At 67.2% G+C, this 24,341-nt stretch carries 24 protein-coding genes and 4 pseudogenes; 18 read left to right on the forward strand and 10 right to left on the reverse strand.

What is annotated here, in order from left to right:
* The coding region (locus ARGLB_RS05065) for an HNH endonuclease (RefSeq protein WP_003799663.1) at positions 1-831 on the forward strand (831 nt) is incomplete at its 5' end.
* A gap of 48 nt (positions 832-879) precedes the next feature.
* Here the strand turns inward: ARGLB_RS05065 and ARGLB_RS22995 are convergent.
* Together ARGLB_RS22995 and ARGLB_RS23000 are read right to left on the reverse strand one after the other, a co-directional pair.
* Positions 880-1,344 (reverse strand): annotated as a pseudogene (locus ARGLB_RS22995) (gfo/Idh/MocA family oxidoreductase); the annotation flags it as partial.
* Positions 1,345-1,659 (reverse strand): annotated as a pseudogene (locus ARGLB_RS23000) (ThuA domain-containing protein); the annotation flags it as partial.
* Position 1,660: 1 nt separating this feature from the next.
* Here ARGLB_RS23000 and ARGLB_RS05080 point away from each other — a divergent pair.
* The 5 genes and pseudogenes from ARGLB_RS05080 to ARGLB_RS05100 all read left to right on the forward strand — a co-directional run.
* Positions 1,661-1,954 (forward strand): annotated as a pseudogene (locus ARGLB_RS05080) (substrate-binding domain-containing protein); the annotation flags it as partial.
* A 95-nt stretch (positions 1,955-2,049) separates the two neighbouring features.
* A complete protein-coding gene (locus tag ARGLB_RS05085; protein WP_139023263.1) occupies positions 2,050-3,759 on the forward strand; it encodes a sensor histidine kinase in 1,710 nt (569 codons plus the stop codon).
* Positions 3,760-3,812: 53 nt separating this feature from the next.
* Entirely contained in the window at positions 3,813-4,631 is an 819-nt protein-coding gene (locus ARGLB_RS05090) for a Cof-type HAD-IIB family hydrolase (RefSeq protein WP_003799669.1), read from the forward strand.
* 107 nt (positions 4,632-4,738) lie between these two features.
* Complete coding sequence (locus ARGLB_RS05095; RefSeq protein ID WP_003799671.1) at positions 4,739-4,981, forward strand: hypothetical protein; 243 nt, start codon at positions 4,739-4,741, stop codon at positions 4,979-4,981.
* A gap of 23 nt (positions 4,982-5,004) precedes the next feature.
* Positions 5,005-5,802, forward strand: coding sequence for a glycerophosphodiester phosphodiesterase family protein (locus ARGLB_RS05100; RefSeq protein WP_003799673.1), 798 nt, complete (start codon positions 5,005-5,007; stop codon positions 5,800-5,802).
* A 27-nt stretch (positions 5,803-5,829) separates the two neighbouring features.
* On the opposite strand, the gene ARGLB_RS23960 is transcribed toward ARGLB_RS05100, so the two are convergent.
* Positions 5,830-6,279: a hypothetical protein gene (locus tag ARGLB_RS23960; protein ID WP_003799676.1), complete on the reverse strand. Its 450-nt coding sequence runs from the start codon at positions 6,277-6,279 to the stop codon at positions 5,830-5,832.
* 171 nt (positions 6,280-6,450) lie between these two features.
* On the opposite strand from ARGLB_RS23960, the gene ARGLB_RS05110 reads away from it, so the two are divergent.
* Both ARGLB_RS05110 and ARGLB_RS05115 read left to right on the forward strand, forming a co-directional pair.
* Complete coding sequence (locus tag ARGLB_RS05110) at positions 6,451-6,678, forward strand: DUF6480 family protein (protein WP_003799677.1); 228 nt, start codon at positions 6,451-6,453, stop codon at positions 6,676-6,678.
* A 104-nt stretch (positions 6,679-6,782) separates the two neighbouring features.
* The gene (locus ARGLB_RS05115; protein ID WP_003799680.1) at positions 6,783-7,907 is read left to right on the forward strand and encodes a glycerate kinase; all 1,125 of its coding nucleotides are present in this window, start codon (positions 6,783-6,785) and stop codon (positions 7,905-7,907) included.
* 2 nt (positions 7,908-7,909) lie between these two features.
* On the opposite strand, the gene ARGLB_RS05120 is transcribed toward ARGLB_RS05115, so the two are convergent.
* Positions 7,910-8,407, reverse strand: coding sequence for a DUF6328 family protein (locus ARGLB_RS05120; protein WP_003799682.1), 498 nt, complete (start codon positions 8,405-8,407; stop codon positions 7,910-7,912).
* 178 nt (positions 8,408-8,585) lie between these two features.
* Here ARGLB_RS05120 and ARGLB_RS05125 point away from each other — a divergent pair, with 178 nt between their 5' ends.
* Positions 8,586-9,485 (forward strand): SDR family oxidoreductase, encoded by a 900-nt coding sequence (locus ARGLB_RS05125; protein ID WP_003799683.1) that lies wholly within the window; start codon positions 8,586-8,588, stop codon positions 9,483-9,485.
* A 60-nt stretch (positions 9,486-9,545) separates the two neighbouring features.
* Positions 9,546-10,094, forward strand: coding sequence for a hypothetical protein (locus tag ARGLB_RS05130; protein ID WP_003799685.1), 549 nt, complete (start codon positions 9,546-9,548; stop codon positions 10,092-10,094).
* 106 nt (positions 10,095-10,200) lie between these two features.
* Here the strand turns inward: ARGLB_RS05130 and ARGLB_RS05135 are convergent, their stop codons facing one another.
* Positions 10,201-11,553: a uracil-xanthine permease family protein gene (locus ARGLB_RS05135; protein ID WP_003799688.1), complete on the reverse strand. Its 1,353-nt coding sequence runs from the start codon at positions 11,551-11,553 to the stop codon at positions 10,201-10,203.
* 276 nt (positions 11,554-11,829) lie between these two features.
* Here ARGLB_RS05135 and ARGLB_RS05140 point away from each other — a divergent pair, with 276 nt between their 5' ends.
* Positions 11,830-12,435, forward strand: a complete 606-nt coding sequence (locus ARGLB_RS05140; RefSeq protein WP_003799690.1) for a malonic semialdehyde reductase — start codon at positions 11,830-11,832, stop codon at positions 12,433-12,435.
* Positions 12,436-12,699: 264 nt separating this feature from the next.
* On the opposite strand, the gene pgm is transcribed toward ARGLB_RS05140, so the two are convergent.
* The gene (pgm, locus tag ARGLB_RS05145) at positions 12,700-14,361 is read right to left on the reverse strand and encodes a phosphoglucomutase (alpha-D-glucose-1,6-bisphosphate-dependent) (RefSeq protein ID WP_003799692.1); all 1,662 of its coding nucleotides are present in this window, start codon (positions 14,359-14,361) and stop codon (positions 12,700-12,702) included.
* A gap of 404 nt (positions 14,362-14,765) precedes the next feature.
* Here pgm and ARGLB_RS22660 point away from each other — a divergent pair, with 404 nt between their 5' ends.
* Both ARGLB_RS22660 and ARGLB_RS05155 read left to right on the forward strand, forming a co-directional pair.
* Complete coding sequence (locus ARGLB_RS22660; RefSeq protein ID WP_083839596.1) at positions 14,766-15,674, forward strand: NERD domain-containing protein; 909 nt, start codon at positions 14,766-14,768, stop codon at positions 15,672-15,674.
* Between the two features lie 10 nt (positions 15,675-15,684).
* On the forward strand, positions 15,685-16,251 hold the full coding sequence (locus ARGLB_RS05155) for a DUF4190 domain-containing protein (RefSeq protein WP_003799696.1): 567 nt from the start codon (positions 15,685-15,687) through the stop codon (positions 16,249-16,251).
* Between the two features lie 16 nt (positions 16,252-16,267).
* Here ARGLB_RS05155 and ARGLB_RS05160 read toward each other — a convergent pair whose 3' ends face one another.
* Positions 16,268-17,698: an amidase gene (locus tag ARGLB_RS05160; RefSeq protein WP_043418075.1), complete on the reverse strand. Its 1,431-nt coding sequence runs from the start codon at positions 17,696-17,698 to the stop codon at positions 16,268-16,270.
* Between the two features lie 139 nt (positions 17,699-17,837).
* On the opposite strand from ARGLB_RS05160, the gene ARGLB_RS05165 reads away from it, so the two are divergent.
* From ARGLB_RS05165 to ARGLB_RS05175, 3 genes are all read left to right on the forward strand, one after another.
* Positions 17,838-18,164, forward strand: coding sequence for a rhodanese-like domain-containing protein (locus ARGLB_RS05165; RefSeq protein WP_003799701.1), 327 nt, complete (start codon positions 17,838-17,840; stop codon positions 18,162-18,164).
* 47 nt (positions 18,165-18,211) lie between these two features.
* Positions 18,212-19,192 (forward strand): prephenate dehydratase, encoded by a 981-nt coding sequence (gene pheA, locus ARGLB_RS05170; protein ID WP_003799702.1) that lies wholly within the window; start codon positions 18,212-18,214, stop codon positions 19,190-19,192.
* A 92-nt stretch (positions 19,193-19,284) separates the two neighbouring features.
* Positions 19,285-19,500, forward strand: a complete 216-nt coding sequence (locus ARGLB_RS05175; RefSeq protein WP_003799704.1) for a hypothetical protein — start codon at positions 19,285-19,287, stop codon at positions 19,498-19,500.
* A gap of 19 nt (positions 19,501-19,519) precedes the next feature.
* On the opposite strand, the pseudogene ARGLB_RS05180 reads toward ARGLB_RS05175, so the two are convergent.
* Positions 19,520-20,566: pseudogene (locus tag ARGLB_RS05180) on the reverse strand (diacylglycerol/lipid kinase family protein); the annotation flags it as partial.
* A 55-nt stretch (positions 20,567-20,621) separates the two neighbouring features.
* Between ARGLB_RS05180 and serS the strand changes: the two are divergent.
* Together serS and ARGLB_RS05190 are read left to right on the forward strand one after the other, a co-directional pair.
* Positions 20,622-21,902: a serine--tRNA ligase gene (gene serS / locus ARGLB_RS05185; protein ID WP_043418050.1), complete on the forward strand. Its 1,281-nt coding sequence runs from the start codon at positions 20,622-20,624 to the stop codon at positions 21,900-21,902.
* A gap of 124 nt (positions 21,903-22,026) precedes the next feature.
* Positions 22,027-22,872: an HAD family hydrolase gene (locus tag ARGLB_RS05190; protein ID WP_003799709.1), complete on the forward strand. Its 846-nt coding sequence runs from the start codon at positions 22,027-22,029 to the stop codon at positions 22,870-22,872.
* Positions 22,873-22,925: 53 nt separating this feature from the next.
* Here the strand turns inward: ARGLB_RS05190 and ARGLB_RS05195 are convergent, their stop codons facing one another.
* Together ARGLB_RS05195 and ARGLB_RS05200 are read right to left on the reverse strand one after the other, a co-directional pair.
* Entirely contained in the window at positions 22,926-23,525 is a 600-nt protein-coding gene (locus ARGLB_RS05195) for a hypothetical protein (RefSeq protein ID WP_003799712.1), read from the reverse strand.
* Positions 23,526-23,831: 306 nt separating this feature from the next.
* Entirely contained in the window at positions 23,832-24,320 is a 489-nt protein-coding gene (locus ARGLB_RS05200) for an inorganic diphosphatase (RefSeq protein ID WP_003799714.1), read from the reverse strand.
* Positions 24,321-24,341: the final 21 nt, after the last annotated feature.

Below are 24,341 nucleotides of genomic sequence, written 5' to 3' on the forward strand. Positions count from 1 at the left end.
ACCCAGCGCGCCAGCCACGCCGCATCGGAACGGACCGTGAGCCTCCGACCGGCCCCGGACTGCATGACCTATTTGACGGCGCTGCTGCCCGCCCATGAGGGCGTCGCAGTCTACGCGGCCCTGACCCGGCACGCGGACACCCTCAAGTCCGCCGGCGACCCCCGCAGCCTGGGACAAATCAAGGCCGACACCCTCGTCGAACGCACCACCGGCACCCCCGGCGGCATCACCGGCATCGAAATCAACCTCGTCATGACCGACCGCACCCTCCTCCAAGCCGACACCGAACCCGCCCGCCTCACCGGCTACGGTGTTGTCCCCGCCGCCTGGGCACGGGACCTGATAACGCAGGAAAAGAGTGACGGACGTGAGGAGCTCAAAACCTGGCTCCGCCGGCTCTACACCGCCCCAAGGACAGGTGACCTCGTGGCCATGGACTCGAAACGGCGCCTGTTCCCGCCAAAGCTGCGCCGCTTCATCCAGGTCCGCGACGACACCTGTCGCACCCCCTACTGCGACGCCCCGATCCGCCACCACGACCACATCATCCCCTGGCACAACGACGGTCCAACCAGCCTGGCCAACGGCGCCGGGCTCTGCGAAGCCTGCAACCACACCAAGGAACTCTCCGGCTGGAAAGCCCAACCCAGACCCGGGCCGCGGCACACCATCGAACTCACCACACCCACTGGCCACACCTACCAGTCAACGGCACCACCGCTGCCGGGAACCGGGCCAGCAGGAATCGGCAGGAGCTCAATCAACCTGTCTGGAACCAGCCAGCCGGAACAGCGGGGCCGGCCGCAACAGCCCGGCCAACCGCAACAGTAGAAGCGAACCCGATACGGGTGAAGCGGCGGCGGAATTACCGCCGCCGCTTCACCGGACAAGGGAGGGATCCGCTCCTACGAGCTGACCTCGGCGACTTGTTACGGCCAGCGCCGTCAGTTCCACCGGGTCCGCACGGGCCGCCGTGCTCTTGATCTGCACCGCGGAACCCGTCCGGGCCGAAGCCAGCATGGACTCCATCACGTCGAGGACGTGGTAGGCCAGCTGGCCGCCGGCGCGCGGCTCGGAGCCCTGTGGTGTTGCGGCGAGATCGGCGATCCCGAAGCCGCGTCCGGAGTCGACGTAGCCCGCCGAGAGTGGCAGGGTCTGCCAATCGTCCGCGCCAAGCGGGAAGACCTGGACATCGCCGTCGAAATGGTTCGGGTCGGGCACCGCCAAGGAGCCGCGTTCACCGTGGATTTCGATGTTGGCCGACTTGGATTTCACGGCCTCGAAGCTCATGAGCAGCGTGGAAAGGGCGCCGGAAGCGGGCACCAGCACTCCCGTGACATGTGTTGGATGGTGGGCGGCGGCCGGGAGCATGTTCACCGTGTACGGCACGTAGTTGTCGGACTGCTCCCCGATGCGCTCGTCCGGATGCTTGCCGGGGTGGCACGCGAACTGGCCGCCGATCGGGTGCAGGTAGTCGGAGCTGTTGCGGTAGGAATCCGCGATCCCGCCGTGCCAGCCGGCCAGGCCCGTGCCGTTCTCGACGGCGGCCCGCAGTCCCTCGAACTCGTCCCTTTCAATCGTGGTCATGGTCATGCACTGCATGATCAGGTCCACTCCCGCCATGTAGGCGGCGTCGGCGTAGACCTTGGGCGATTCCTCTGCCGAAGCGCGCCGGCAGGGGATCCGGGTGCCTGAGGACATGAGCCTGGTCGGCTTCGACGGCACCTACCAGGCCGAGGAGTCAGTGCCGCCGCTGACGTCGGTTTCGCAGCCGCTGCAGGAGATGGGTGCCACTGCCCTGCGGTTCGTCCTGCGCCGGATGCGGGGCGAAGTGCTGGATTCGCGAGGGGTGGAACTCGCCATCCAGCTGGTGGTCAGGGAGTCCACGGCGCCGCCGCGGGAAGAGGGCGCGCGGAAAAACAGGCTTCGTAAAGATGGGATTATCTCGGGCTAGCCTCGGCTCGGCCGCCTCCTGCCGGTTAGGCTGTGACCAGTGCCTTCAAGCAGCTGGAGGAACGTACTTCATTCTGCTCCGGGGGGAAGGGACTGATGAGCCAGGTAAGTGAAACGCGTGCCCAGCCGGAACAACTGCCCGGTGGCGGCTCGCGCTCCGCCGTGGCGGATAAGGTGGACGCACTCTTTGGCGGCCTTGGCGATCGCGGCCGCGTCATGGTCCGGCAGTTGCCCCTCTCCGTCACGGTGCTCCTGGTGGTTGCCGCGGCCGCAGTTTTTCACCCGGAGACATTGGCCGACTCCCGCTTCCGGCTCGCGTTGCTGGCGCATACCGCGCTTTTTGTCCTGAGCGTGGCCGTTCCCTGGGGCAGACTTCCGGCCAGGACATGGGTGCTGATTCCGGCGCTGGACTGCCTGGCCATCGGTTTCACGCGGGAGGCCGGCGGTCCCAGCTTCAGCGTCTTGAGCCTCCTGCTGGTCTTTCCTGTGGTGTGGCTGTCGGTCGACCGCAACCGGGCCGGCGTTGTTCTCGCCGTGGCCGCAACCGTCCTCAGCACGGTACTGCCCGCGGCAGCCTTGGGTACACCGCCCACGCAGGGGTCGATGATCCGGACGATCTTCCTGCCGCTTGTCATGGCTGCAATTGCAGTGACGGCCCACGTGGTGGCGGGTACCCTCTACCGCCAGCGAGAGACACTGGTCAGGCAGGACGAGGCGCTCGCGGACACCACCGCCGAAAGTGTCCGTCGGCAGCAGCTCCTGGACGCGGTGCTTTCCACGGTCAATGTCGGCGTCTGGGTCGTGGACAGCCAAGGGCGGGACATCCTGACCAACCGTGCCCTGCAGACGGACGCGGCGCTGTCCGGTCTGGCCCCGTCAGCCAGCCAGCCGCGGCTGTTCGAGGCTGACCGGACCACTCCGGTGCCACCGGCACGCTTTCCGACAGCGCGCGCCGCCGCAGGCGAGACGTTCACCGACGCGCTGTACTGGGCCAGTGAGGGCGATGCCGGTAAAAGCAAGGCCGGCGAGGGCGAGGACATGCGCGCCTATTCGGTCACGGCCCGCACCATGAGTTCCACCGATGGAAACCATGCAGGTGCGGTGATCACCTTCGCCGAGGTCACGGCGCTGATCCGTGCCCTGTCGGCCAAGGACAACTTCGTCGCCACCGTGTCCCACGAGCTCCGCACCCCGCTGACGTCCATCCTGGGCTACCTCGAACTGGTCCTGGACGAGCCCGGCCACGAAGACATCGAAGACGAGCTGAAGATCGTGCAGCGCAATGCCACTCACCTGCTCGGCCTCGTGAACGATCTGATCGCCGTTGCCTCCGAACGGGTCGAACTGAACCTGCAGGAGGCCGATGTGGCGGGTCTGCTGGCCAGTGTGGTTTCGTCCGCCCGTACCCACGCCAGCGGCAGTGGCGTGGAACTGGTCCTCGACGTCGAGGAGCCCCTGACCGCCCGCGTCGACCCGGGGCGGATCCGCCAGGTGTTCGGCAATTTGGTCTCCAACGCGATCAAGTTTTCGCCGGACGGCGGACGGGTTATTGCCAGGGCGCACCGGGTGAACAGCCACGTTGTCTGTTCCATCGCGGACAGCGGCATCGGCATGGACGGGCCGGAACAGGAGCAGGCGTTCACCAAGTTCTTCCGGTCCGCCCGCTCACGTGAGACTGCCATCCCGGGGGCCGGCCTGGGGCTGCCGATCAGCAAGACCATCGTCGAGGGCCACGGCGGTTCCATCAGCCTGCGGAGCGAGCCCGGCAAGGGAACCACCGTTACGGTGAACCTGCCCGTCTCCTGAGCCGGCGCCGGCTGCTGCGGAGACCATGCAGTCCGCCCACGTAAACTGGCAGCATGCGGTTGGTAGCGAGTGACATAGACGGAACGATCCTTGGGCACGACGGAAAAATCAGTGACCGCACCGTCCGTGCCTTCCACGCCTGCCGGAGGGCCGGCGTCGAACTCGTCTTTGTCACCGGCCGCCCGCCGCGCTGGCTGCACCCGCTCGAAGAGCAGCTGGGCCACACCGGCACGGTGATCTGTTCGAACGGCGCCGTGGTCTGGGACCTCGAAGCGGACAAGGTTGTTTCGGCGCAGACCATGGCCATCGACGACATCTTCGAAATCCGGCGGATCATCAAAAAGGTGCGCCCCACGGCCCTCTTCGCCGCCGAAACCCTCACCGGCTTCCACCTCGAGCCAGGATTCATCGAAAACGGCTCAAGCGAACTGCTGTCCGAATTCACCCCTGCCCCGCTGGCCTCGACGCTCACCGCGGAGGACGCCGTCGTCAAGTTCCTGGCCATCGTCCGCGAAGGCACGGCCGACGAGTTCCTCGCCGAGGTAAGTCCCGCCGTCGGGAGCCTCGCGTCGGTGACGCATTCGGCGCCCACCGTCGCCATGCTGGAGCTCGCCGTGCCCGGGATCAACAAGGCCGTTACGCTGGCCGAATACGCCGCCTCGCTGGGGGTAGATGCCGCGGATGTCGTGGCGTTCGGCGACATGCCCAACGACATTGAGATGCTCCGCTGGGCCGGCCACGGCTATGCCATGGCCAGCGGGCATCCGGAGGCGATCCGGGCGGCCGGCCAGCAGGCGCCGCATTTTGACGACGACGGCGTGGCCCAGATTCTCGAGGAAAAGCTCGCTGCGCTGGGGCTTCAGCTGCCGTAAGCCGGCTGTCGCCCGCCTGTCACCGAACTCCCGGCTGGCGGTCAACCTGCGTTCATGTGCGGACCGTAGGGTGTGGCCTGTTGGGTGAGTGACCGATAGGGGACATCGTGGCCAGGAAAAAGAGCAAGAATGCGGCTGAGGGCCCGCTGCGTCCCGTTGAGCCGGCCCCGCACTGGTCGGCCCTACGCGAGGGGGACCGGGTCAGTGTCCGGCTGGCGCCTGGCGTTGAAACCGGAGGCCTCATTTCGGCTGTCACTCCGGACCGCACCGTGGTGTGGGTGGATCTCGACGGCGGCCGCGGCCGAACGCTCCTGCACTGCAGCGACGGCGTGGAGATCCTGCCCGCCTGAGGGTGCTCCGTTAAGCTTCGGGGATGACGGGAACCCTGCCTTACTTCTCCGCTGCCGGGCCTGTGGCCTTAGCCCACCGCGGATTTTCGCGTACCGGCCTGGAAAACTCGCTGGCGGCGTTCCGCGCCGCCGTCGAGCTCGGCTATTCCCACCTCGAAACGGATCTACACACCACGTCCGACGGCGTGCTGCTCCTCTTCCACGATCTGACCCTGGACCGGGTCACGGACGGTCACGGCCGGATCCGTGACCTCACGGCAGACGAGGTGCGGCGCGTGCGGATCGGCGGGACGGAGCCTGTGCCCACGTTTGACGAACTTGTGGCGGCATTTCCAAATACGCGCATCAATCTCGAGGTCAAGGACTGGCACTCCGTCCCCAGCGTGGTGGCCGCGATAGAGCGCCACCAGGTCCATGACCGGGTGCTGATCGCCAGTTTCTCCGACCGCCGGCGCCGCGCGGTCCTCAAGCAGCTCAGCCGCAGGACGGCTTCGTCGGCGGGCAGGCAGGCCAACGCCCTCTTCCTGGTGCTGGGGCCGCTGCTGTCCGTTCGCGCGTTCAGGTCACCGGTGCGCGCCGTGCTGCGCCGGGCGCTGCGCGACGTCGATGCCCTGCAGGTGCCGGTCCGCTACCGGGCCATCCCCGTCGTCACCCCGGGATTTGTTCGCCGGGCGCACGCGCTCGGGCTGTATGTGCACGTCTGGACCATCAACGACCCCGCCGAGATGCACCGGCTGCTCGACCTCGGCGTGGACGGGATCGTCTCCGACCGCGCCGACCTGCTGAAGGAAGTCCTGCAGTCACGCGGGCAGTGGGGCTAGGTGTACTCAGCCAGGCGCGCCCAGGACCTAGCCGCGTCCCAGACCGGTGCCCGGGTCCTGGTCCCCTTCCGAAGGATCTGCCCCCATTTCCTCCGGATCCGGATCGGGAAGACCTGCCGGGCCGGGTACGCCGCGCGCTGCTTCCGGGGCGTCCGTGGCGCCTGCCGCGCCGATGCCGCCGGACGCCGCCGCCCCGGTTGGCCGGCCGGATTCGTCGGCGGACGTGCCCGACCTGCCTTGACCTTCGCTCGCCTCGGTGCCCGGGCCCTGCGGCGTGTAGGTGGTGCGGCTGCCTTGCTGCGGACCGTCGTCGCCATCCCGGGCGTTGGAACCTTCGCTGATGGAGGAGTGGACCTGGATGTCCTCGTCGGATGCTCCGGGCTCAGGAACGTGGGCGTCATCCGTAGGATCGGACGTCTGCGCCAGGTCCTCCATCGCGTTTTCCGCTGCTTTGCCAATGCTGTCGCCGATTCCCATCAGCTTGCTCCTTCGATACGTTCCGGCGGGGCCGGACTGCGTGGCATCTGACTGTTCCAGAATTATCAGCATGCTTACAATTAGTCCAGTGCTGCCGGACCCGGCAGCATGAGTCCGTCACCGAAGTCCGTCGCCACGCCGGCGGCCTGTTCCAAGGAGGACCGCAGGACCATGAGCACCTACCATCCCGAAAACGACCCGGCCAACCCGGACCGGGACGCCGCCAGGACAGACGAAGCCAAGGCAGAGGGCCCTGCAGGCGGGGACCCGGCCGCCACGCCCAACCCCGACCCCCTGGACGGCAACATCACCGGACTTGAGCCCGGCGGGGGAGTGCCGCCCGGCGAGACGCCGCCCGCCGAAGACCAGATGAGCGGCGACCAGGGGCACGACGAATAGGCAGCAGCTGGACGCCGGCATTACCACCAGCCTCAGGAGCCTAAAGCTGACCGCATGACGGACCGGGCAAGCCCATTCCCCGGCGCTGATGGCAGGATAGGGGCATGCGTATCCTCATCGCCCCTGACAAATTCAAGGGATCACTCACCGCCGTCGAAGCCGCCGCCGCCATCGCCGAGGGTGCACTCCGTGTCTACCCGGACGCCGTGACCACCCAGTTTCCGATTGCCGACGGCGGCGAGGGAACCCTGGAATCCGCCGTCGCCGCCGGTTACGAGGAGCGGATCAACGCCGTTGTTGGTCCCATCCTGGCCCCCATTGGCGCCGCCTGGGCCCTCCGGAAGGACAAGTCCGGCGCCACCACTGCAGTCATCGAGACCGCGCAGGCTTCCGGCCTGGCCCACATGGAGCCCACACCGGAGAACTCCCTGCGGGCGCACAGTTACGGCTGCGGCCAGCTCATTGCCGCTGCCCTCGACGCCGGGGCCACGGAAATCGTGCTGGGCGTCGGCGGCTCGGCCATGACCGACGCCGGCAGCGGTGCCCTCCGCGCGCTGGGCCTTAAACCGCTCGACGCCGCGGGGAACGTGGTGCCGCTGGGCGGCGGCTCGCTGGCCGACGTCGTTTCCCTCGATGTCTCCGGCCTGGACCCGCGGCTGTCCGCGGTCCAGTTCCGGATTGCCTGCGACGTCCAGAGCCCGCTCTACGGCACCACCGGCGCCGCGCATGTCTTCGGCCGCCAGAAGGGCGCCGACGACGACGCCATTGAGAAGCTCGACGCCGGCCTGCGCAACTGGGCATCCCTCCTCCGGGAGGCGACGGGGCGGGACGTCAACGTCCCCGGCGCCGGCGCCGCCGGCGGCTTCCCGGCGTCGTTCCTGGCCTTCGCCCAGGCCACCTTGGAAGGCGGATTCGCGCTGGTTGCCGCGCTGACCGGGCTGGCCGGGAAGCTTGCCGACGCCGACCTCGTGATCACCGGCGAGGGCTCCATGGACTCGCAGTCGCTCACCGGCAAGGCCCCCATCGCGCTTGCGGAGGCCGCCCGGGAGCGGGGCATCCCCGTGGTCGCGGTGGCGGGACGCATCCTGGTCACGCCGGAGGAACTGGCCGAACACGGCGTGGTGGCTGCGGCGCAGCTGCTGGATGTTGCACCCAGTCCGCAGGACGCCATCTCCGACGCCGGCAAATACCTCGCCTGGGCCACGCGCCAGGTGCTGGAAGGGGCCTGACGCTACTGCTCTTCCTTCCTGGCCTTCCTGTGCAGGTGCACGGGGACATAGGCCAGGAGGATGGCCAGCACGGCCAGCAGCACGCCGCCGGCGATGAGGCCCACCCTGCGGCCGGCCGTAACGTCGAACACCAGCGCGGCGGTTCCCACACTCAGGGCCGCCACGCCGCCGAGGGCGATTTTGGTGATGTTGTCCGCGCTGGCTACGAGGGTAGCCTTGAGCCGCTTCCGGAACAGCCGGCGGTGGACGCTGACCGGCAGGAGGATGAACGCCGTGGTCAGCGCGGCAAGGGCCACGTTCACGAGGTAGAGAGTGACCTGGTAGTCATCGAGGGTTTCAAAGCGCTGCTGGAACGGCAACGTCAGCAGGAAACCGGCAAGGATCTGGACGCCGGTCTGCAGGACCCGCAGCTCTTGGATCAGTTCCATCCAGTTCCGGTCCAGCTGCTCCTCGCGGGTCTCGTTCCGGCCGCTGCCGGCCGGGGCATCCGGATCGGTCATTAGCCCTCCTCTGTCGTGCCCGTGGCGTGCGAGTTTGCCTCAAACCTAGGCTCAAGTCTGCCCTAATTCAACAAATGCTAAGTTTACTGACTAGCTTTGCGCCAGGTGGTGGACTTGCTCCGCAAACCTGCGTTAGGTTCGAACAACCGGCAGCCCGACAATGTGAGCAGGTGGACAAATGAGCGACCCAGCCAAGCAGTCTGACCAGCCCGGTGATCCCCGGGGAACGTACCATTCAGGGCCCTTTCCAAGGCAGGAACAGAAGCAGCCGGGCCTGACCGCACCCATGGACCCGCAACCGGACCACGGCGAGCTGAGCTACGAAGGAAGCGGGGCGCTGGAGGGCAAGGCGGCGCTCATCACGGGCGGCGACTCCGGCATCGGCAAGGCGGTGGCCATCGCCTTCGCACGCGAGGGGGCCGACGTCGCCATTTCCTACCTTCCCGAAGAGGAGGACGATGCGCAGGACACCGCCGAATGGATCCGCAAGACCGGCCGGCGGGCACTGCTCCTCGCCGGTGACGGCAGGAACGAGGACTTCAGCACGGCGATAGTCCAGGACGCTGTTGCTGAGTTCGGCCGGCTCGATGTGGTGGTGCTCAACGCCGCCTACCAGAAGAACCGCGACAGCCTTGAAACGCTGCCCACGGAGGAGTTCGACCGCGTCTTCAAGACCAACCTGTACTCCCTGCTGTGGACTGCCCGGGCAGCGGTGCCGCACCTGAAAGCCGGTGCCTCGATCATCACCACGGCCTCCATCCAGGCATTCAATCCCTCTCCCGGGCTCATTGACTACGCCATGACCAAAGCGGCCCAGGTGGCCTTTACCAAAGCCCTCGCCCAGGAACTGGGACCCAAGGGGATCCGCGTGAACGCCGTGGCGCCCGGGCCCATCTGGACACCGCTCATCCCCGCCACCGAATGGCCGAACAAGCTGCCCAAGTTCGGTCAGGACACCCCGCTGCAGCGCGCCGGCCAGCCTGCCGAGCTTGCCCCCGCCTACGTTCTGCTGGCTTCCGACGCCGGTTCGTACATGTCCGGGGCGGTGGTTCCCGTGACCGGCGGAAAAGGCCTATGAGTTCTCCCGAATACCCAACAATTCCCAGCCAAGCAATTCCCCACCAAGCAGGAGGAACAGATGAGCCAGGACAACCAGCACACCGCCCCTGAAGAGGAAGTGGGAGGCTACGGCACACCCACCGCGGAACAGGAAGCCGGCGGCCAGCAGTTTGCCCAGCCCCGGGAAGAGGAAGACTTCGACGCCGCGGGCCTGAACCAGAACAGCCCCGAGGGTGAGACCTTCCAGACCGGCACGCCGAACCTCAGCCACTTCGCCCAGGAGGACCAGGACAGCTCCGGCGAACCTGGCGCAGGACGCTTCGGCGGAACCGATGAGCAGCTGCACGCCGAGAACGAAAGCAGCGTGGCGGGCTTTGACCCGGCCCCCGGCGAATCACCGCTGCCGCGCGATCCGGACGCCTCACCCGGGGCGGGCGCCGAAGACGCGGACACGGCCGTACCCTCTGCGGACGCCGAAATCGACGAAGGCAACGCTGACGAATCCGGCGCCGGGCAGTTCTCCTCGGAACCCGGGCAGGACGCCTCGGGCATTCCGGACGGCAGCGGGGACGACCTGCCGAAGGAGAAGTCACCCAACGACGACGACGAAACGTTCGACGCCGGGTAAGCATTTTTGCACCGCTTCCGAAACCGGCAAGGCCGCGGCGCCCCGTTCGAACAGGGGCGCCGCGGCCTTGCCGTTTGGGCCGGAGCCACAAAGTGGTGCAGAAATGCTAGCGCTTTTTGGGCTGCCTCTTTGCTGCGGCGTTGATGGCCGCCTTGGCTGCGGGCGGCAGGCCCTGCTGTTCGGTCTCGGGCTCGGCAGCGGTGCCGCGCGCCCGCGCGATGGCCTTCATGCCGTGGTAGATCACCAGGGCTGCAGCGGACCCGAGCGCGATGCCCGTGAACTTCAGTTCCCCGACGGTCCAGGTGTAGTCCGCGATGCCGATGATGAGGGAGACCGCGGCGGTGGTCAGGTTGACCGGGTTCGAAAAGTTGACCTTGTTCTGGACCCAGATCTTCACACCGAGGACGCCGATCATGCCGTACAGCATGGTTGCCGCGCCGCCCAGCACGCCCGGCGGAACGGTGGCGATCAGTTCGCCGAACTTCGGTGAGAAGCTCAGCAGGATGGCGAAGATGCCGGCCACCCAGTAAGCAGCCGTGGAGTAGACCTTGGTGGCTGCCATGACGCCGATGTTTTCCGCATAGGTGGTGGTGCCTGAGCCGCCGCCGAAGCCGGCGAGCACCGTGGCGGCGCCGTCCGCCATCAGGGCACGGCCGGAGACCCCGTCCAGGTTCTGGCCGGTCATGGCGGACACGGACTTAACATGGCCGATGTTCTCCGCCACCAGGACCAGGACCACAGGAACGAACAGGCCCACCACGCCGAGGTGGAACTCCGGGGTCTGGAAGTGGGGGAGGCCCACCCACGGGGCGGCGTCCATCTTGGAGTAGTCCACCTCGCCCCGGAGCATGGCCACAAGGTAGCCCACCACCACACCCACCAGGATGCTGAGGCGGCCAAAGATCCCGCGGAACAGGACGCTCACCACGATGATGGTCACCAGCGTGATCAGTGCTGTCACGGGGGCGGCGTCGAAGTTGTTCTTCGCGGCCGGAGCCAGGTTGAGCCCGATCAGGGCCACGATGGCGCCGGTGACAATCGGCGGCATCAGCCGGTTGATCCAGCCGGCGCCGAACTTCTGCACGATCGCGCCGATCACGGCGAGGCCGGCTCCGGCCATCACCACGCCGCCCAGCGCGCCGGGCACGCCGAACTGCTGCTGGGACGCCGTGATGGGGGCGATGAACGCAAAGCTTGACCCGAGGTAGCTGGGAACCCGGCCCTGGGTGATCACGAGGAACAGGAGCGTGCCGATGCCGGAGAAAAGGAGGGTGGTGGCCGGCGGCATGCCGGTGATGATCGGCACCAGGAAGGTGGCGCCGAACATGGCCACGACGTGCTGCATTCCCACGCCGATGGTCAGCGGCCACGTGAGCCGTTCGCCGGGAGCCACAACTTCGCCCGGACGCACTGCCTTGCCGTTGCCGTGCAGCTTCCATTTGGTTCCGAGCATGCTCATTGGCGGGGCCTTTCGGAGAGGGAGTTTGCCCGCTCGCCGGGCTGGATCTTCAGGAGCAAGAATACCCCGCCGGACGCGGGCACGAGAGGGAATCCTGCCAGCAGTGTGTCCAGCAAGCAGGCGCCTGGGCGTGTCAAACGTCACGCCGCCCATTTGGCCGTTCCGGGAAGAGCCTGCCGCTGCATCCGGTTGAACCCGGGGAAAGCAACTGAACCACCGCAAGCAACAGGACTGCCCGACGCCCGCTGGGATGTCGGCCTAGTGAAAGGGGCGCGAATGACCATCGCCCACGAAGAAGCAGTAATCGATTCCGCCGCCGTGGATGCCATCTTTGCCGAGGCCCGCACCGCCAACGCGTTTACCGGTGAAGTCAGCGAGCAGCAGGCCCGCGCCATCTACGAACTGACCAAGTTCGGCCCCACGGCCTTCAACTCCCAGCCCCTGCGCGTCACCTATGTGCGCTCGGAGGAGGCCCGCGGCAAGCTCGTGGCCGCCCTGTCCTCGGGCAACCGGGCCAAGACGGCCTCCGCACCCCTGGTGGCGATCCTCAGCTACGACACCGCCTGGCAGGAGCAGTGGGACAACTTCCTCCCCGGCTACAACGCCCCCAAAGCCATGTACGACGCATCCCCGGACCTGGCCACCTCCACGGGCAACAACAACGCCCACCTGCAGGCCGGCTACTTCATCCTGGCCGTCCGCTCGCTCGGTTTCGCCGCCGGCCCGATGACCGGTGCGGACTTCGCTGCCATCGACGCTGAGTTCTTCCCGGCAGGCGACCAGAAGAGCTTCCTGGTGGTGAACATCGGCCAGCCGGGTCCCGAGGCCTGGGGTGACGCCAAGCCCAAGTTCGCCTACGAGGACGTCGTCCGCACGGTCTGAGCGTTTCGCGTACTGCGCCACTGACTGGCCCCGGACACGGAATGCCTCCGGCAATATGGGGGACATTCCGGAGGCATTCGGGACAGTATTTTTGCAGTTAAGAACTGCAAGGCATGCTCCGGGCCAATTCCAATGTTAGTCCTGTTTGGACTTCTTGGGCCGGTCCGTTCTGCCCCAACTATGCGCCTGCGGCCGCAGCAGAAAAGCGCCGGATGGCCAAAGCCATCCGGCGCTTTCCGGTTCCTTGCAGTTCCGGCTGGAGCCCTACGAAATGACCCCGTCCACCAGCGCCTTGGCTTCGGCCTGGACCTGCTTGAGGTGGTCGGCGCCCTTGAAGGACTCCGCGTAGATCTTGTAGACGTCCTCGGTGCCGGAGGGGCGGGCCGCGAACCACGCGTTCTCGGTAACCACCTTCAGGCCGCCGATGGAGGCGCCGTTGCCCGGCGCCTTGGTCAGCTTCGCGGTGATCGTCTCGCCGGCCAGTTCAGTGGCAGTGACGTCCTCCGGGGACAGTTTGCCCAGCGCCGCCTTCTGGTCCCGGGTGGCGGCGGCGTCGATGCGTGCATAGACAGGCGCGCCGAACTGGTCGGTGAGGCCCTTGTAGAGTTGAGACGGCGACTTGCCGGTGACGGCAGTGATCTCCGAAGCCAGCAGTGCCAGCAGGATGCCATCCTTGTCCGTGGTCCAGACGCTGCCGTCGCGCTTGTTGAAGGAAGCGCCGGCTGATTCCTCGCCGCCGAACGCGCCTTCGCCGGAGAGCAGGCCGGGGACAAACCACTTGAAGCCCACGGGCACCTCCACGAGCTTGCGGCCCAGGCCGCCCGCCACGCGGTCGATGATCGAGGAGGATACGAGGGTCTTGCCCACGACGGAGTTCGGGTTCCAGCCGCTGCGGTTGCGGTACAGGTAGTCGATGGCCACCGCAAGGTAATGGTTGGGGTTCATCAGGCCACCGTCAGGGGTAACGATGCCGTGCCGGTCGGCGTCGGCGTCGTTACCGGTGGCGACGTCGTAGGCGGCGGACCCGTCCGCACCAACAGCCATCCGGTTGATAAGCGAGGCCATGGCTGACGGGGAAGAGCAGTCCATCCGGATCTTCTCGTCCCAGTCCAGGGTCATGAAGGCCCACTGCGGGTCCACCGTGGGGTTGACCACCGTTAGGTTCAGCTGGTGGCGTTCGCCAATCTCGCCCCAGTAGTCCACGGACGCGCCGCCCATGGGGTCGGCGCCGATCCGGACCCCGGCGTCCCGGATGGCGTCCAGGTTCAGGACAGAAGGCAGATCGTCCACGTAGCTGCTCAGGAAGTCGAACTTTCCGGTGGTTTCGGCCTCGAGGGCCTGGGCCAGCGGAATACGCTTCACGCCGCGGAGCCCGTTCTCCAGGAGTTCGTTGGCGCGGTTGGCGATCCAGCCCGTCGCGTCGGTGTCTGCAGGGCCGCCGTGCGGAGGGTTGTACTTGAAGCCGCCGTCAGCCGGCGGGTTGTGGCTGGGGGTGACAACAATGCCGTCAGCCTGCGGGGCTCCGGCCGGGGCGTTGTTGTTGTACGTGAGGATGGCGTGGCTCAGCGCCGGGGTGGGGGTGTAGCCGTGCCGCGCGTCGATGAGGACGTTCACGCCGTTTGCCGCCAGCACCTCAAGGGCGGAGTTCTGCGCCGGTTCGCTCAGCCCGTGGGTGTCCTTGGCCAGGAACAGCGGGCCGGTGATGCCCTGTCCGGCGCGGTATTCCACGATCGCCTGCGTGATCGCCACGATATGCCCTTCATTGAAGGACGCTTTCAGGCTTGATCCGCGGTGCCCGGAAGTTCCGAAAGCCACGCGCTGGCCGGGATCCCCCAAGTCAGGCTTGACGTCGTAGTACGCGTCGAGCAGTGCGGTCAGGTCGACAAGGTCTTGGGGTTGGGCAACTGTGCCCGCTCGGCTAGCCATGGCACCAGCATGCCAGACGACGGCGGAGGGCAACACGGAGTGTCCGGAATCCGGCCCCTGTGACGCGGAATGTCATCAATTTTCCGGGCTACTTGCATTTATCCGGGATAAGAAACTGAGTAGTGCCGAAAAAGTACTTATATACCCACCCCTGAGGGGGCTGTTACGTTCAAACGGCAGGAATCAGTCCGGTATGAAGTACGACGCCGGGCGTCCGGACCAGCGGAAACGTCCAGGAAGCCTGTGGCTGAATTCCAGCCGTGCCCACGGGGGCGGATAATTCGGCCGGTTTCGGACGGCAATTTGGCCGGCTTTTCGGGCAGGGCCATTTACGGCCGGGTGATTTGGTTCGGTTGAATTGGGCCGGTCATTTGGACGACGCGCGAGTAATGCAGAGGTGAACAATGGGGTCTGGAGATGCAGCATTCGAACGGACGAGGCTCGCCTCTGAACGGATTGCTGCTGGCTCCGTCAGCGCGGAGCAAAGCAGCCATCTCGTGGCCGAAAGGCTAGCCCAACTGGGGCCTTACGGCTGGTTCCTCCTGCACGATGTGCATTGGCCCGGCCGCCCGCTGGCCCGGCTGGAGCATGTCCTGGTGGGACCCGGCGGGGTGGTGGTGGTCAGTGCCAAGAACTGGTCCGGCCATGTCGACGTCGTTGAGGGAACCCTGCGGCAGAACGGTCATGACCGGTTCCCGGCAGTGGAGACGGCGCTGGCGCAGGCAGCCGCGGTGGCTGCTGTCCTGCCGGCGCCGCGGCGGAGGCTGGTCCGCTCGCTGATCTGCCTGACGGCCCAGCCCGAATTGCAGGGCACCACCGGATCGGGCATCGAGGTGCGGGGGATGGATTGCATCGCGGCCGCCGTGACCGACCTGCCCGACGTGCTGGATGCCCCTTCGGTGCTGTTGCTCTACGCGCAGCTTGGGCAGCTCCTCACCCGTCCGCAGGTGCCGGAGGCCGGCACCGTCGGGAACCAGCACAGCCCCGATACACGACGCGCGGACACCCCCCGGCCGGAAACGTCCCCGGCTGCGCTCCGGCGCCCGGTCCACGGTACACCGTGCACAGCCGTCCCCTTCCACCGAACTACCTTTACGGCCGGGACCAACGTCCGGGCCCCGTGCTGCGCGTCGTGGGAAGGTCGCTCATCGCGGGCCTCGTCTTCGCGGCGTTGTTGGCGCCGCCCCTGTGGCTGTTGTGGGAGCTGCTCCCCAAGTGAGCCGGCTTCCCGAGCCATTGCGGTGCACGATCCGTTGCGGTGCACGATCCGTTGCCGTGGCGGCGGCGGTAATGTTCTGTTGAGGACCATATGAGGGGATTTCCATGACAGAGCAGCGTCCCGGATCCGGCGACGAGCCGACACCGGACACCCACCACCAGTCGTCGTACGGCAAACAGGGCCCGGACATCCCGGCCCCGCCACTGTACGATCCGCCGCAATACACCCCGACGCAGTACACCCCGGGCCAGCAGTATGGCGGGCAGTACGGCGACGCCAGCCAGCAGTACGGCCAGCCGGCCAGTCCCTACGGCCAGCCGGCCAGCCCCTATGGCCAGCAGTACGGCTACCAGTACGGCCAGCAATACAATCAGGCCTATGCCAGCCCGTACGGCCAGCCCTCCTACTACGGCGCAGCACCCCAGCCGAAGAGCCTGAGCATTGCCAGCCTTTGCTGCGGCATTGCCGTCTACCTGGGCTTCGGATTCTTCATCCTGCCGCAGCTGGCCGCGGTGATCCTGGGCCATCTGGCGCTGCGGCGTGAACCGTCAGGCCGCGGCTTCGCCATCGCCGGCCTGGTGATGGGGTACCTTGGCCTGGTCCTGACCGTCCTCGCGATCGTGGGACTCACCATCCTGGCGAGCGTTGCCAGCACGTCCAGCACCATCTGAGCGGCCGGTCCCCAACCTAGAACCCCAGCTGGGCTGCCACCTGCAGGAGCAGTGCTTCTGAGCCGGGCCGCCCAATCAGCTGGATGCCCATCGGCAGCCCCGCCCCAGGGCTGCCGCCGGTCCAGTGCACGGGAATGCTGATGGCCGGCAGGCCGCACACATTGACCATGGACGACCATGGTGCGAACTCGCACTGCCTCCGGTAATCGCCGTCGGCGTCGCCTGCCCATTCCGGGGACGGCCACCTGCCGTCCCCGTGCCCCGACCCGGTGAACCAGCCCACCGGACGCGGCGTCTGGGCCAGCGCCGGCGTCAGGACCAGGTCCCAGGCCGAATACTGTGCCAGCGTGTCGCGCTCAAATTGCCGCAGGAACGCGAGGCATTCATTGAGTTTGGCGGCGCTCCGCTGCTGCGCCCGCCGCCGGAAGGTGCGCGTCAGCGGCGTCAGCAGGGCCTCGCGGTGCGGCGCGATCCGGGCCGCGCCCACGCCTGCTGTCCAGGCGGTGGTGAAGGCGTCGGGGTATCGGTTGTCGTACCGGATCTCCGCCTCGGCGACGTGGTGCCCCGCCCCGGTGAGCAGCCGGACGCCGGCGTCCAGCGCGTCCAGGGCCTCCGGATCCGGGGTGAACGGGAAGATCCCGCCCCACGGGCTGTCCAGGCTGACACCGATCCGCAGCGAGGCAGGCGCGCGGCTGACGGCTTCCAGGTAGCCCGCTCCGTCTGGCGTTCCGGGGCCGGTGTGGGCCAAGACATCGAGCAGCAGCGCGGCGTCGGCCGCGGAGCGCGCCAGCGGTCCGGCCACCACCAGGCCGGCCGGATCCCCGCTGCTTTCACCCGCCGGGACCACGCCCCTGCCGGGCTTCAGGCCCAGCAGGCCGCACGCTGCCGCCGGTATCCGGATCGACCCGCCGCCGTCGGTCCCGGGCGCGAACGGCACCAGCCCTGCCGCCACGGCAGCGGCGCTGCCGCCGGAGGAACCGCCCGAACTCCTGCTCAGGGCGTACGGATTACGCGACGGCGGTGCGATGCGGTTTTCGCTGTAGGCCGTCAGCCCGAATTCGGGTACCTGCGTCTTGCCGAGGGAGATGGCACCAGCGCCCCTGACGGCTGCCGCGAGGGCGCCGTCGGCCGGTGCGGGCCGCCGGTCCAGTGCTGCGCTGCCGTGGGTGGTTACCACGCCGGCAACATCGGTGAGGTCCTTGAATGCCACTGGCATCCCGTGCAGCGGCGGCAGCGGCTGGTCCGGACGACGCCGGGCGAACAGGGCGTCTGCTGCGGCGGCCTCGGCCATCGCCCTCGGCCCGGTGACGGTGATAAAGGCACCCAGCCGCGGGTTCGATTCCTCGATCCGCGCGAGGAAATGCGCCGTGACTTCGCGGGCTGAGACCTCCCCGGAACGCAGCGCTGCCCTCAGCTGCACGGCCGGCAGGCGGTGGATGTCGGCCAGGCGGGGTGGGGCGGACACTGTGCTCCTTTGCGGCGGCTCGCGGGCTTCGGACCAGCGTAACCTGTGCCGGCCGAAGGGTGCGGGGGCTGCGCTGGCGATACGCTGGAACTGAGAGCTTGAGGCCAAGGAGAGGACTCCCATGAGCGACTTCGATACCGTCACCGTTAAGGACGTCCCCGCGGACGCCACCATCCTGGACGTGCGGGAGGACTACGAATGGGCGGCAGGTCACGCCGAAGGTGCCCTGCACATCCCCATGGACCAGTTGCCTGGCCGCCTGGATGATCTGGACCCGGACGAGGACCTGTACGTCATCTGCCGGACCGGCGGGCGTTCCTTCCGGGCAGCCCAGTGGCTGGTGGGCCAAGGCTACTCCGCAGTGAACGTAGCCGGCGGCATGGACCAGTGGCTCGAGTCCGGCAAACCGCTGGTGTCCGACAACGGCCTCAAGCCCGTGGTCCTGTAGCAGCAGCAACTCCTGCCTGCCCTTCCCATACACGCAAAGGAATATCCATGCCCTCCGCCCGCCGCACCTACACCTTCCTCGGCCCCGAGGGCACGTTTACGGAGGCGGCGCTCCTGCAGGTTCCGGACGCGGCCGAATCCCTGCGCATCCCCTCCTCCAACGTCAACGCCGCTCTGGACAGGGTGCGGGACGGATCAGCCGACGCGGCGATGGTGCCCATCGAAAACTCGGTGGAGGGCGGTGTTACGGCCACCCTGGATTCCATTGCCACGGGACAGGAACTGAGGATCATCCGCGAGGCTCTCGTGCCCATCAGCTTCGTGCTGGTGGCACGGGCGGGCGTCGAGCTTTCCCAGATCCGCCGGATCTCCACGCACGGGCACGCCTGGGCGCAGTGCAGGTTGTGGGTCGACGAGCATATTCCCGGCGCAGAATACATTCCGGGGTCCTCCACGGCTGCTGCTGCGATGGGCCTGCTGGAGGACGACGCGCACTACGACGCCGCGATCTGCGCGCCGATAGTCGCCGCTGAGCAGCCGGCTCTGCATGTGCTGGCCGAGAACATCGGTGACAATCCGGGCGCCGTGACCCGGTTCATCCTGGTCAGCCGTCCAGGCATCCTGCCGGCCCGGACCGGCGCGGACAAGACAACGGTCGTGGTGCCCCTTCCCGAGGACCGGCCGGGCGCGCTGATGGAAATTCTGGACCAGTTCGCCACCCGCGGCGTGAATCTGAGCCGCATCGAGTCCCGGCCCACCGGGCAGTACCTGGGGCACTACTTCTTCAGCATCGACGCCGACGGCCACGTCGGCGACGCACGGGTGGCCGACGCCCTCGCCGGCCTGCACCGCATCAGCCCCGCCACGCGGTTCCTTGGTTCGTACGGCCGTGCCGATGCGCAGGCTCCCGTGGTGCCGGAGCACACGTCCGATGAGGCATTCCAGGCAGCGCATGCATGGGTCAAGGGGATACTCGCCGGAGACTCCCTGGGCCCGGAGACACTGGTGGAAGCTTCGCCGTCAGCGTAGATAAATGCCCCACCGGGCACTTCCCTGCCCCTGTTGCTGTGCGTATGCTTGCATGATCAACAAAGGGATGACCCCAACGAAAGGAGCGGGTCATGTCGGACAAGAATGACAACGACGGCCAGGGAATGATCGTCAATCCCAAGCCCACAGCGGAGAACCAGGACTGGGACGGGGACGACGCCGACCGTGCGGACCGCCTTCGCTTCGAAGAGGAGCAGGCCATGATCCGCGAACAGTCCGAAGCCCGGGCTGCCGCCAAGGCCGCTGCCGAGTCTGCCAAGCACGCCGGCACAGCGCAGTCAGCCTAGGGCGCAGTCATCCCAGGGTTTCCCTGACCCGCACCAGCAACGATCTCGGCTCCACCTGCACAGTCACCTTTGTGGCATCACCGGACGTGTCGCCGTCGAGCTGGGTGGGCATGGGTTCGGGGCACTTGATGACCACCTTCCCGGAGCGGTAGACGCTCATGACGGGCAGGTGCCGCTTGTGCTTGAACAGGATCTTGGCGTACATCGCCAGCCAGCCCACGGCGCTGCGGGGGCTCATGACCACCACGTCCAGCATCCCGTCGTCGATCATTGCCTGCGGGATGAAGTCGATGCCGCCCGGAACCAGGCCGCAGTTGGCGAACAGGATGCTGCGGATCTTCCTGGACTGGTCCGGCTGGTCATCCAGCGAGATGGCGACTTTCTTCCTGCGCCCGCGGAGGTGGCGGACGCCGGCCTCGGTGTAGGCAAGCCAGCCGACGGCGCGCTTCAGGCCATCGTTCGTGTCGCCCACCACCTCGGCGTCCATGCCGATGCCGGCGATGACGAGGAACGAGTGGCTTGAGGAGTGGCCGGTGCGGGAGTTTTCGATTTTCATCCGCGCCGTGTCGATGAACCGCTGGTGGCCAAAGAGCGCGGTCTGGATGCTTCCGTGCAGGTCGTAAACATCCAGGTCCACGTTGCGTGCCAGCAGGTTGCCGGTCCCGAGCGGGATCAGTCCCATCGCCACGCCGGTGTGGGCCAGGGCCTCGGCGGCCACCCGCACGGTACCGTCACCGCCACCCACAAGAACGACGTCGGCCCCGTACTCCAGCGCCGACCGGACCTGCGAGTGGCCGGGGTCCTCCGGCGTCGTTTCGAAGAAGCGGGGCTCCTCCCAGCCGGCGGCCAGGCAGGCGCGCTGGATGGTTGCGCGGGCTTCATCGGCCTTGGCCTTGATGGGGTTGAGGACGACGGCGACCCGCTGGCGTTCCAGGCCGTGTTCATGGGCCACTTCCCGCACGGCGCTGCGGACGTGCAGGGCCTTCAGCCTGCGCACGCCCCACCAGCTGGAGACGGCGAAGGCCAGGGCTACAGCGATCAGGACGTAAAGAAGCAGGTCGCTCATGGTGCTCCAACACTATCCCGCCCGGAGTGTCCCGCAGATTCGATACCCTTGTCTGGTGATCGACGTAAAAGACCTCAGCGAAAATCCGGACAAGTTCCGCGCCAGCCAGCGCGCCCGCGGTGCGGACGAAACCCTGGTGGACGCGATCATCGACGCCGACGCCGCGCGCCGCACGGCACTGATCAGCTTCGAAAACCTCCGGGCCGAACAGAACGCTTTCGGCAAGAAGGTGGCGCAGGCCAAGGGCGAGGAAAAGCAGGCACTGCTCGCCGAGGTCCGCGAGCTGGCGGGTGCGGTGAAGGCAGCCTCGGCTGAGGCCGACGCTGCCCAGGCCAAGCAGGAAGAACTGCTGCGCACCATCCCCAACCTCATTGAAGACGGCGTTCCGGCCGGCGGCGAGGACGACTACGTTGTGGTCAAGACCGTCGGCACGCCGCGCGAATTCCCTGACTTCGAACCCCGCGACCACCTTGAGATCGGCGAACTGATCGGCGCGATCGACATGGAGCGCGGCGCCAAGGTCTCCGGTGCCCGCTTCTACTTCCTGCGCGGCGTGGGCGCCCGGCTGGAAATGGCCCTGCTGCAGATGGCCATGGAGCAGGCCATCGAGGCCGGCTTCATTCCCATGATCACCCCCACCCTGGTGCGTCCCGAGACCATGCAGGGCACCGGATTCGATGTAAAGCACGACGCCGAGATCTACCGTCTCGCCGAAGACGACCTTTACCTTGTGGGCACCTCTGAAGTGCCGCTCGCCGGGTACCACGCCGACGAGATCCTGGATCTCTCCGCAGGCCCCATCCGTTTCGCCGGACAGAGCTCCTGCTACCGCCGCGAGGCCGGCTCGCACGGCAAGGACACCCGAGGGATCATCCGCGTCCACCAGTTCAACAAGGTGGAGATGTTCATCTACACCACGGTGGAAGAGGCTGCAGCCGAGCATGAACGCCTGCTGGCCTGGGAAGAGCAGATGCTGGCCAAGTGCGAGCTTCCGTACCGCGTGATCGACACCGCCGCCGGCGACCTCGGCATGTCCGCGGCCCGGAAGTTCGACTGCGAAGCGTGGGTCCCCACACAGGGCGCCTACCGCGAGCTGACCTCCACGTCCAACTGCACCACGTTCCAGGCGCGCCGCCTCAACATCCGTGAACGCGTGTTCACCGAGGACGGCAGCCCCAAGGGCACCCGTGCTGTGGCCACGCTCAACGGCACGCTGGCAACCACGCGCTGGATCGTGGCACTGCTGGAGCACCACCAGAACGCCGACGGCTCGGTCAACGTGCCTTCGGCCCTGCAGAAGTACCTCGGCGGCCTCCAGGTTCTCCCGGTTCTCTAAGCCGGTTCCGTCCAGCGGGTAAATACTCACACCGGGAACAACGTGTGAATATTTACCCGCTGTTAACGCGCTGCTGTGCTCTGCGTCCTAGCTGGTGTCAGGGGCGTCTGCTCTACTAGGAAGCATGACTACACTGACTGAATCCTCAGCCGCCGGCATCGAAGACCGGCGAGAAGCACAACAGAACCTCATGATCGCCCTGGACGTGGACGGCACCCTCGTGGACCACGACGGCCACATGTCCGCTCCGGTCCGCGATGCCGCGCAGGCTGTGGTCGCGGCCGGGCACGAGGTCATGATCGCCACCGGCCGCTCGCTCAACGCCACGCTCCCCATCATCGAACAGATCGGCCTGGAACGCGGTTACGCCGTCTGCTGCAACGGCGGCGTGACCCTCCGCCTGGACCCCGGACTGCCCAACGGCTACGACATCATCCACAAGGCCACCTTCGATCCGGGTCCGGCGCTCCGCGCCCTACGAAAGCGCCTGCCGGCAGCAAAGTACGCGCTGGAGGACGCGGACGGGAACTTCCTCTCCACCGAGCGCTTCCAGGACGCGAGCTTCGGCGTCGAGGCCATCGGCGTGGACTTCCAGACCATGCTCGAGGCCACAGCGGTCCGCGTCGTGGTCTTCAGCGCGGAGAACACACCGGAGGAGTTCAACGAAGCCATCCAGCACATCGGCCTTGCCGGTGTTACCTATTCGGTCGGCTGGACCGCGTGGCTGGACATCGCCGCTGCCGGCGTCACCAAGGCCAGTGCGCTGGAGAACCTCCGCAGCCGCCTCGGCGTTGATCCCGCCGCCACGGTTGCCATCGGCGACGGCCGCAACGACATCGAGATGCTCGCCTGGGCGGGCCGCGGGGTAGCCATGGGGCAGGCTCCGGAGGAAGTGGTCGCCGCCGCGGACGAGGTCACCAAATCGGTATACGACGACGGCGCCGCCCACGTGCTGCGCGGCCTCCTGTAGCCGCATCCGTTAGCGGCCGGCCCCCTAGCTGCCGGCCCGCCGTGACGGGCGGTCTAGCGCACGTCGAGAATCAGTGCGAGCAGCCTGGCCGCCGCCGGCCGGGCTGCGTGCTCCTCGTTCCACTGCGACCTCGCCACGGCCTTGCTGACAGCCTGGGAAGTAATGCCGAGTTCGGCGGCCACCATCTTTTGCTGGCCGCGCACCCCGGGGGTCATCAGGTCAAGCACGCGCCACTCGGCCTCGCTCCTGTCCCGCACTATGTGGCCCAGCAAACGGAGCACAGACTCTGACTCGGCCGCGACGTCCGGCAGGGGACCCTCCACGGCCACCGGGATGCGCTCCTTGCTGTTGCGCAGGCGGTCCACGGCCCGGCGGGCGTAGATGAGGCCGTGCCCGCTGGCGTCCTTGATCTGGTTCGGCAGCGGCTCATTCACCGGACCCACGCCGATCCCCACATACCAGCTCCCGCAGCGGAGCGCGACCAGGGCGGCATCCACCGCCTGGTGCGGGCAATCCACGATTCCCTGCACCTCGTCCTCAACGGAGCGGTCAAAGTCCAGACGCGCCGGGATATGCCGTAGGTCCTTAAGGAGATGCGGGACCCGGTCGCCGTCGCGCCGGCTGTCTGTTTGATTGATAGTCAGCGTGAACATTGTGGAAATCAGACTACCCGGTGCCCACGTTGAGGCAAGCCGGGAGCCGATGGCACGTTACGGATCTCACGCTGAGCGCGAACGGACACTTCGGCCCGCCAATTCGCACGTTAAAGAACGACGGCGGCGGGTGCGGTTCACGGGGAACCGCACCGGCCGCCGTCGGGCCTCTTGTCAGGGAGGCGGTGGGTGGGCCCACGCCGTCGGGGTTCCCTGGCCGAGCGGGCGAGGCTAGGGAGGCGGTGGGTGGGCCCACGCCGTCGGGGTTCCCTGGCCGAGCGGGCGAGGCTAGGGAGGCGGTGGGGATTAGTGCGCTGCGGGCACGTAACGCTTGATCGAAGCCTCAAGTTCGGCTTCGGCGGCAGCGCGGTCGGCCCAGCCTTCGGCCTTGACCCACTTGCCGGGCTCCAGGTCCTTGTAACGGGTGAAGAAGTGCTCGATTTCCTTGATCAGGAATTCGTTGACGTCGCTGACTTCCTGGATGTGGTCGAAGCGCGGGTCGGCCGGAACGCAGAGGACCTTGGCGTCCCCGCCACCGTCGTCGGTCATGTTGAAGACACCGATCGGGCGGGCTTCGACGATGACGCCCGGGTGCAGATCGAAGTCCTGCAGGAGCACCAGGGCGTCCAGCGGGTCACCGTCTTCGCCGAGGGTGTTCTCGAAGAAGCCGTAGTGGGTGGGGTACTGCATGGAAGTGAAGAGGACACGGTCCAGGCGGACTCGGCCGGTCTCATGGTCGACTTCGTACTTGACGCGCGATCCCTTGGGGATCTCGATGGTCACGTCATGCTTCATGGAATGCTCCTCGACGATTGC

The organism is Arthrobacter globiformis NBRC 12137 (assembly GCF_000238915.1).
Taxonomy (GTDB): Bacteria; Actinomycetota; Actinomycetes; order Actinomycetales; family Micrococcaceae; genus Arthrobacter; species Arthrobacter globiformis.

Bases quoted from the DNA above. Each gene is read 5' to 3' on its own strand.
- ARGLB_RS05195 (WP_003799712.1), bottom strand. From the start codon at position 23,525: ATGTTCACGCTGACTATCAATCAAACAGACAGCCGGCGCGACGGCGAC.
- ARGLB_RS05155 (WP_003799696.1), top strand. From the start codon at position 15,685: ATGACAGAGCAGCGTCCCGGATCCGGCGACGAGCCGACACCGGACACC.
- pheA (WP_003799702.1), top strand. From the start codon at position 18,212: ATGCCCTCCGCCCGCCGCACCTACACCTTCCTCGGCCCCGAGGGCACG.
- ARGLB_RS05110 (WP_003799677.1), top strand. From the start codon at position 6,451: ATGAGCACCTACCATCCCGAAAACGACCCGGCCAACCCGGACCGGGAC.
- ARGLB_RS05175 (WP_003799704.1), top strand. From the start codon at position 19,285: ATGTCGGACAAGAATGACAACGACGGCCAGGGAATGATCGTCAATCCC.
- ARGLB_RS05120 (WP_003799682.1), bottom strand. From the start codon at position 8,407: ATGACCGATCCGGATGCCCCGGCCGGCAGCGGCCGGAACGAGACCCGC.
- ARGLB_RS05200 (WP_003799714.1), bottom strand. From the start codon at position 24,320: ATGAAGCATGACGTGACCATCGAGATCCCCAAGGGATCGCGCGTCAAG.
- ARGLB_RS05165 (WP_003799701.1), top strand. From the start codon at position 17,838: ATGAGCGACTTCGATACCGTCACCGTTAAGGACGTCCCCGCGGACGCC.
- ARGLB_RS05085 (WP_139023263.1), top strand. From the start codon at position 2,050: ATGAGCCAGGTAAGTGAAACGCGTGCCCAGCCGGAACAACTGCCCGGT.
- ARGLB_RS05135 (WP_003799688.1), bottom strand. From the start codon at position 11,553: ATGAGCATGCTCGGAACCAAATGGAAGCTGCACGGCAACGGCAAGGCA.
- ARGLB_RS05115 (WP_003799680.1), top strand. From the start codon at position 6,783: ATGCGTATCCTCATCGCCCCTGACAAATTCAAGGGATCACTCACCGCC.
- ARGLB_RS05100 (WP_003799673.1), top strand. From the start codon at position 5,005: ATGACGGGAACCCTGCCTTACTTCTCCGCTGCCGGGCCTGTGGCCTTA.
- ARGLB_RS05140 (WP_003799690.1), top strand. From the start codon at position 11,830: ATGACCATCGCCCACGAAGAAGCAGTAATCGATTCCGCCGCCGTGGAT.
- ARGLB_RS05125 (WP_003799683.1), top strand. From the start codon at position 8,586: ATGAGCGACCCAGCCAAGCAGTCTGACCAGCCCGGTGATCCCCGGGGA.
- ARGLB_RS05190 (WP_003799709.1), top strand. From the start codon at position 22,027: ATGACTACACTGACTGAATCCTCAGCCGCCGGCATCGAAGACCGGCGA.
- ARGLB_RS22660 (WP_083839596.1), top strand. From the start codon at position 14,766: ATGGGGTCTGGAGATGCAGCATTCGAACGGACGAGGCTCGCCTCTGAA.
- ARGLB_RS05130 (WP_003799685.1), top strand. From the start codon at position 9,546: ATGAGCCAGGACAACCAGCACACCGCCCCTGAAGAGGAAGTGGGAGGC.
- pgm (WP_003799692.1), bottom strand. From the start codon at position 14,361: ATGGCTAGCCGAGCGGGCACAGTTGCCCAACCCCAAGACCTTGTCGAC.
- ARGLB_RS23960 (WP_003799676.1), bottom strand. From the start codon at position 6,279: ATGGGAATCGGCGACAGCATTGGCAAAGCAGCGGAAAACGCGATGGAG.
- ARGLB_RS05090 (WP_003799669.1), top strand. From the start codon at position 3,813: ATGCGGTTGGTAGCGAGTGACATAGACGGAACGATCCTTGGGCACGAC.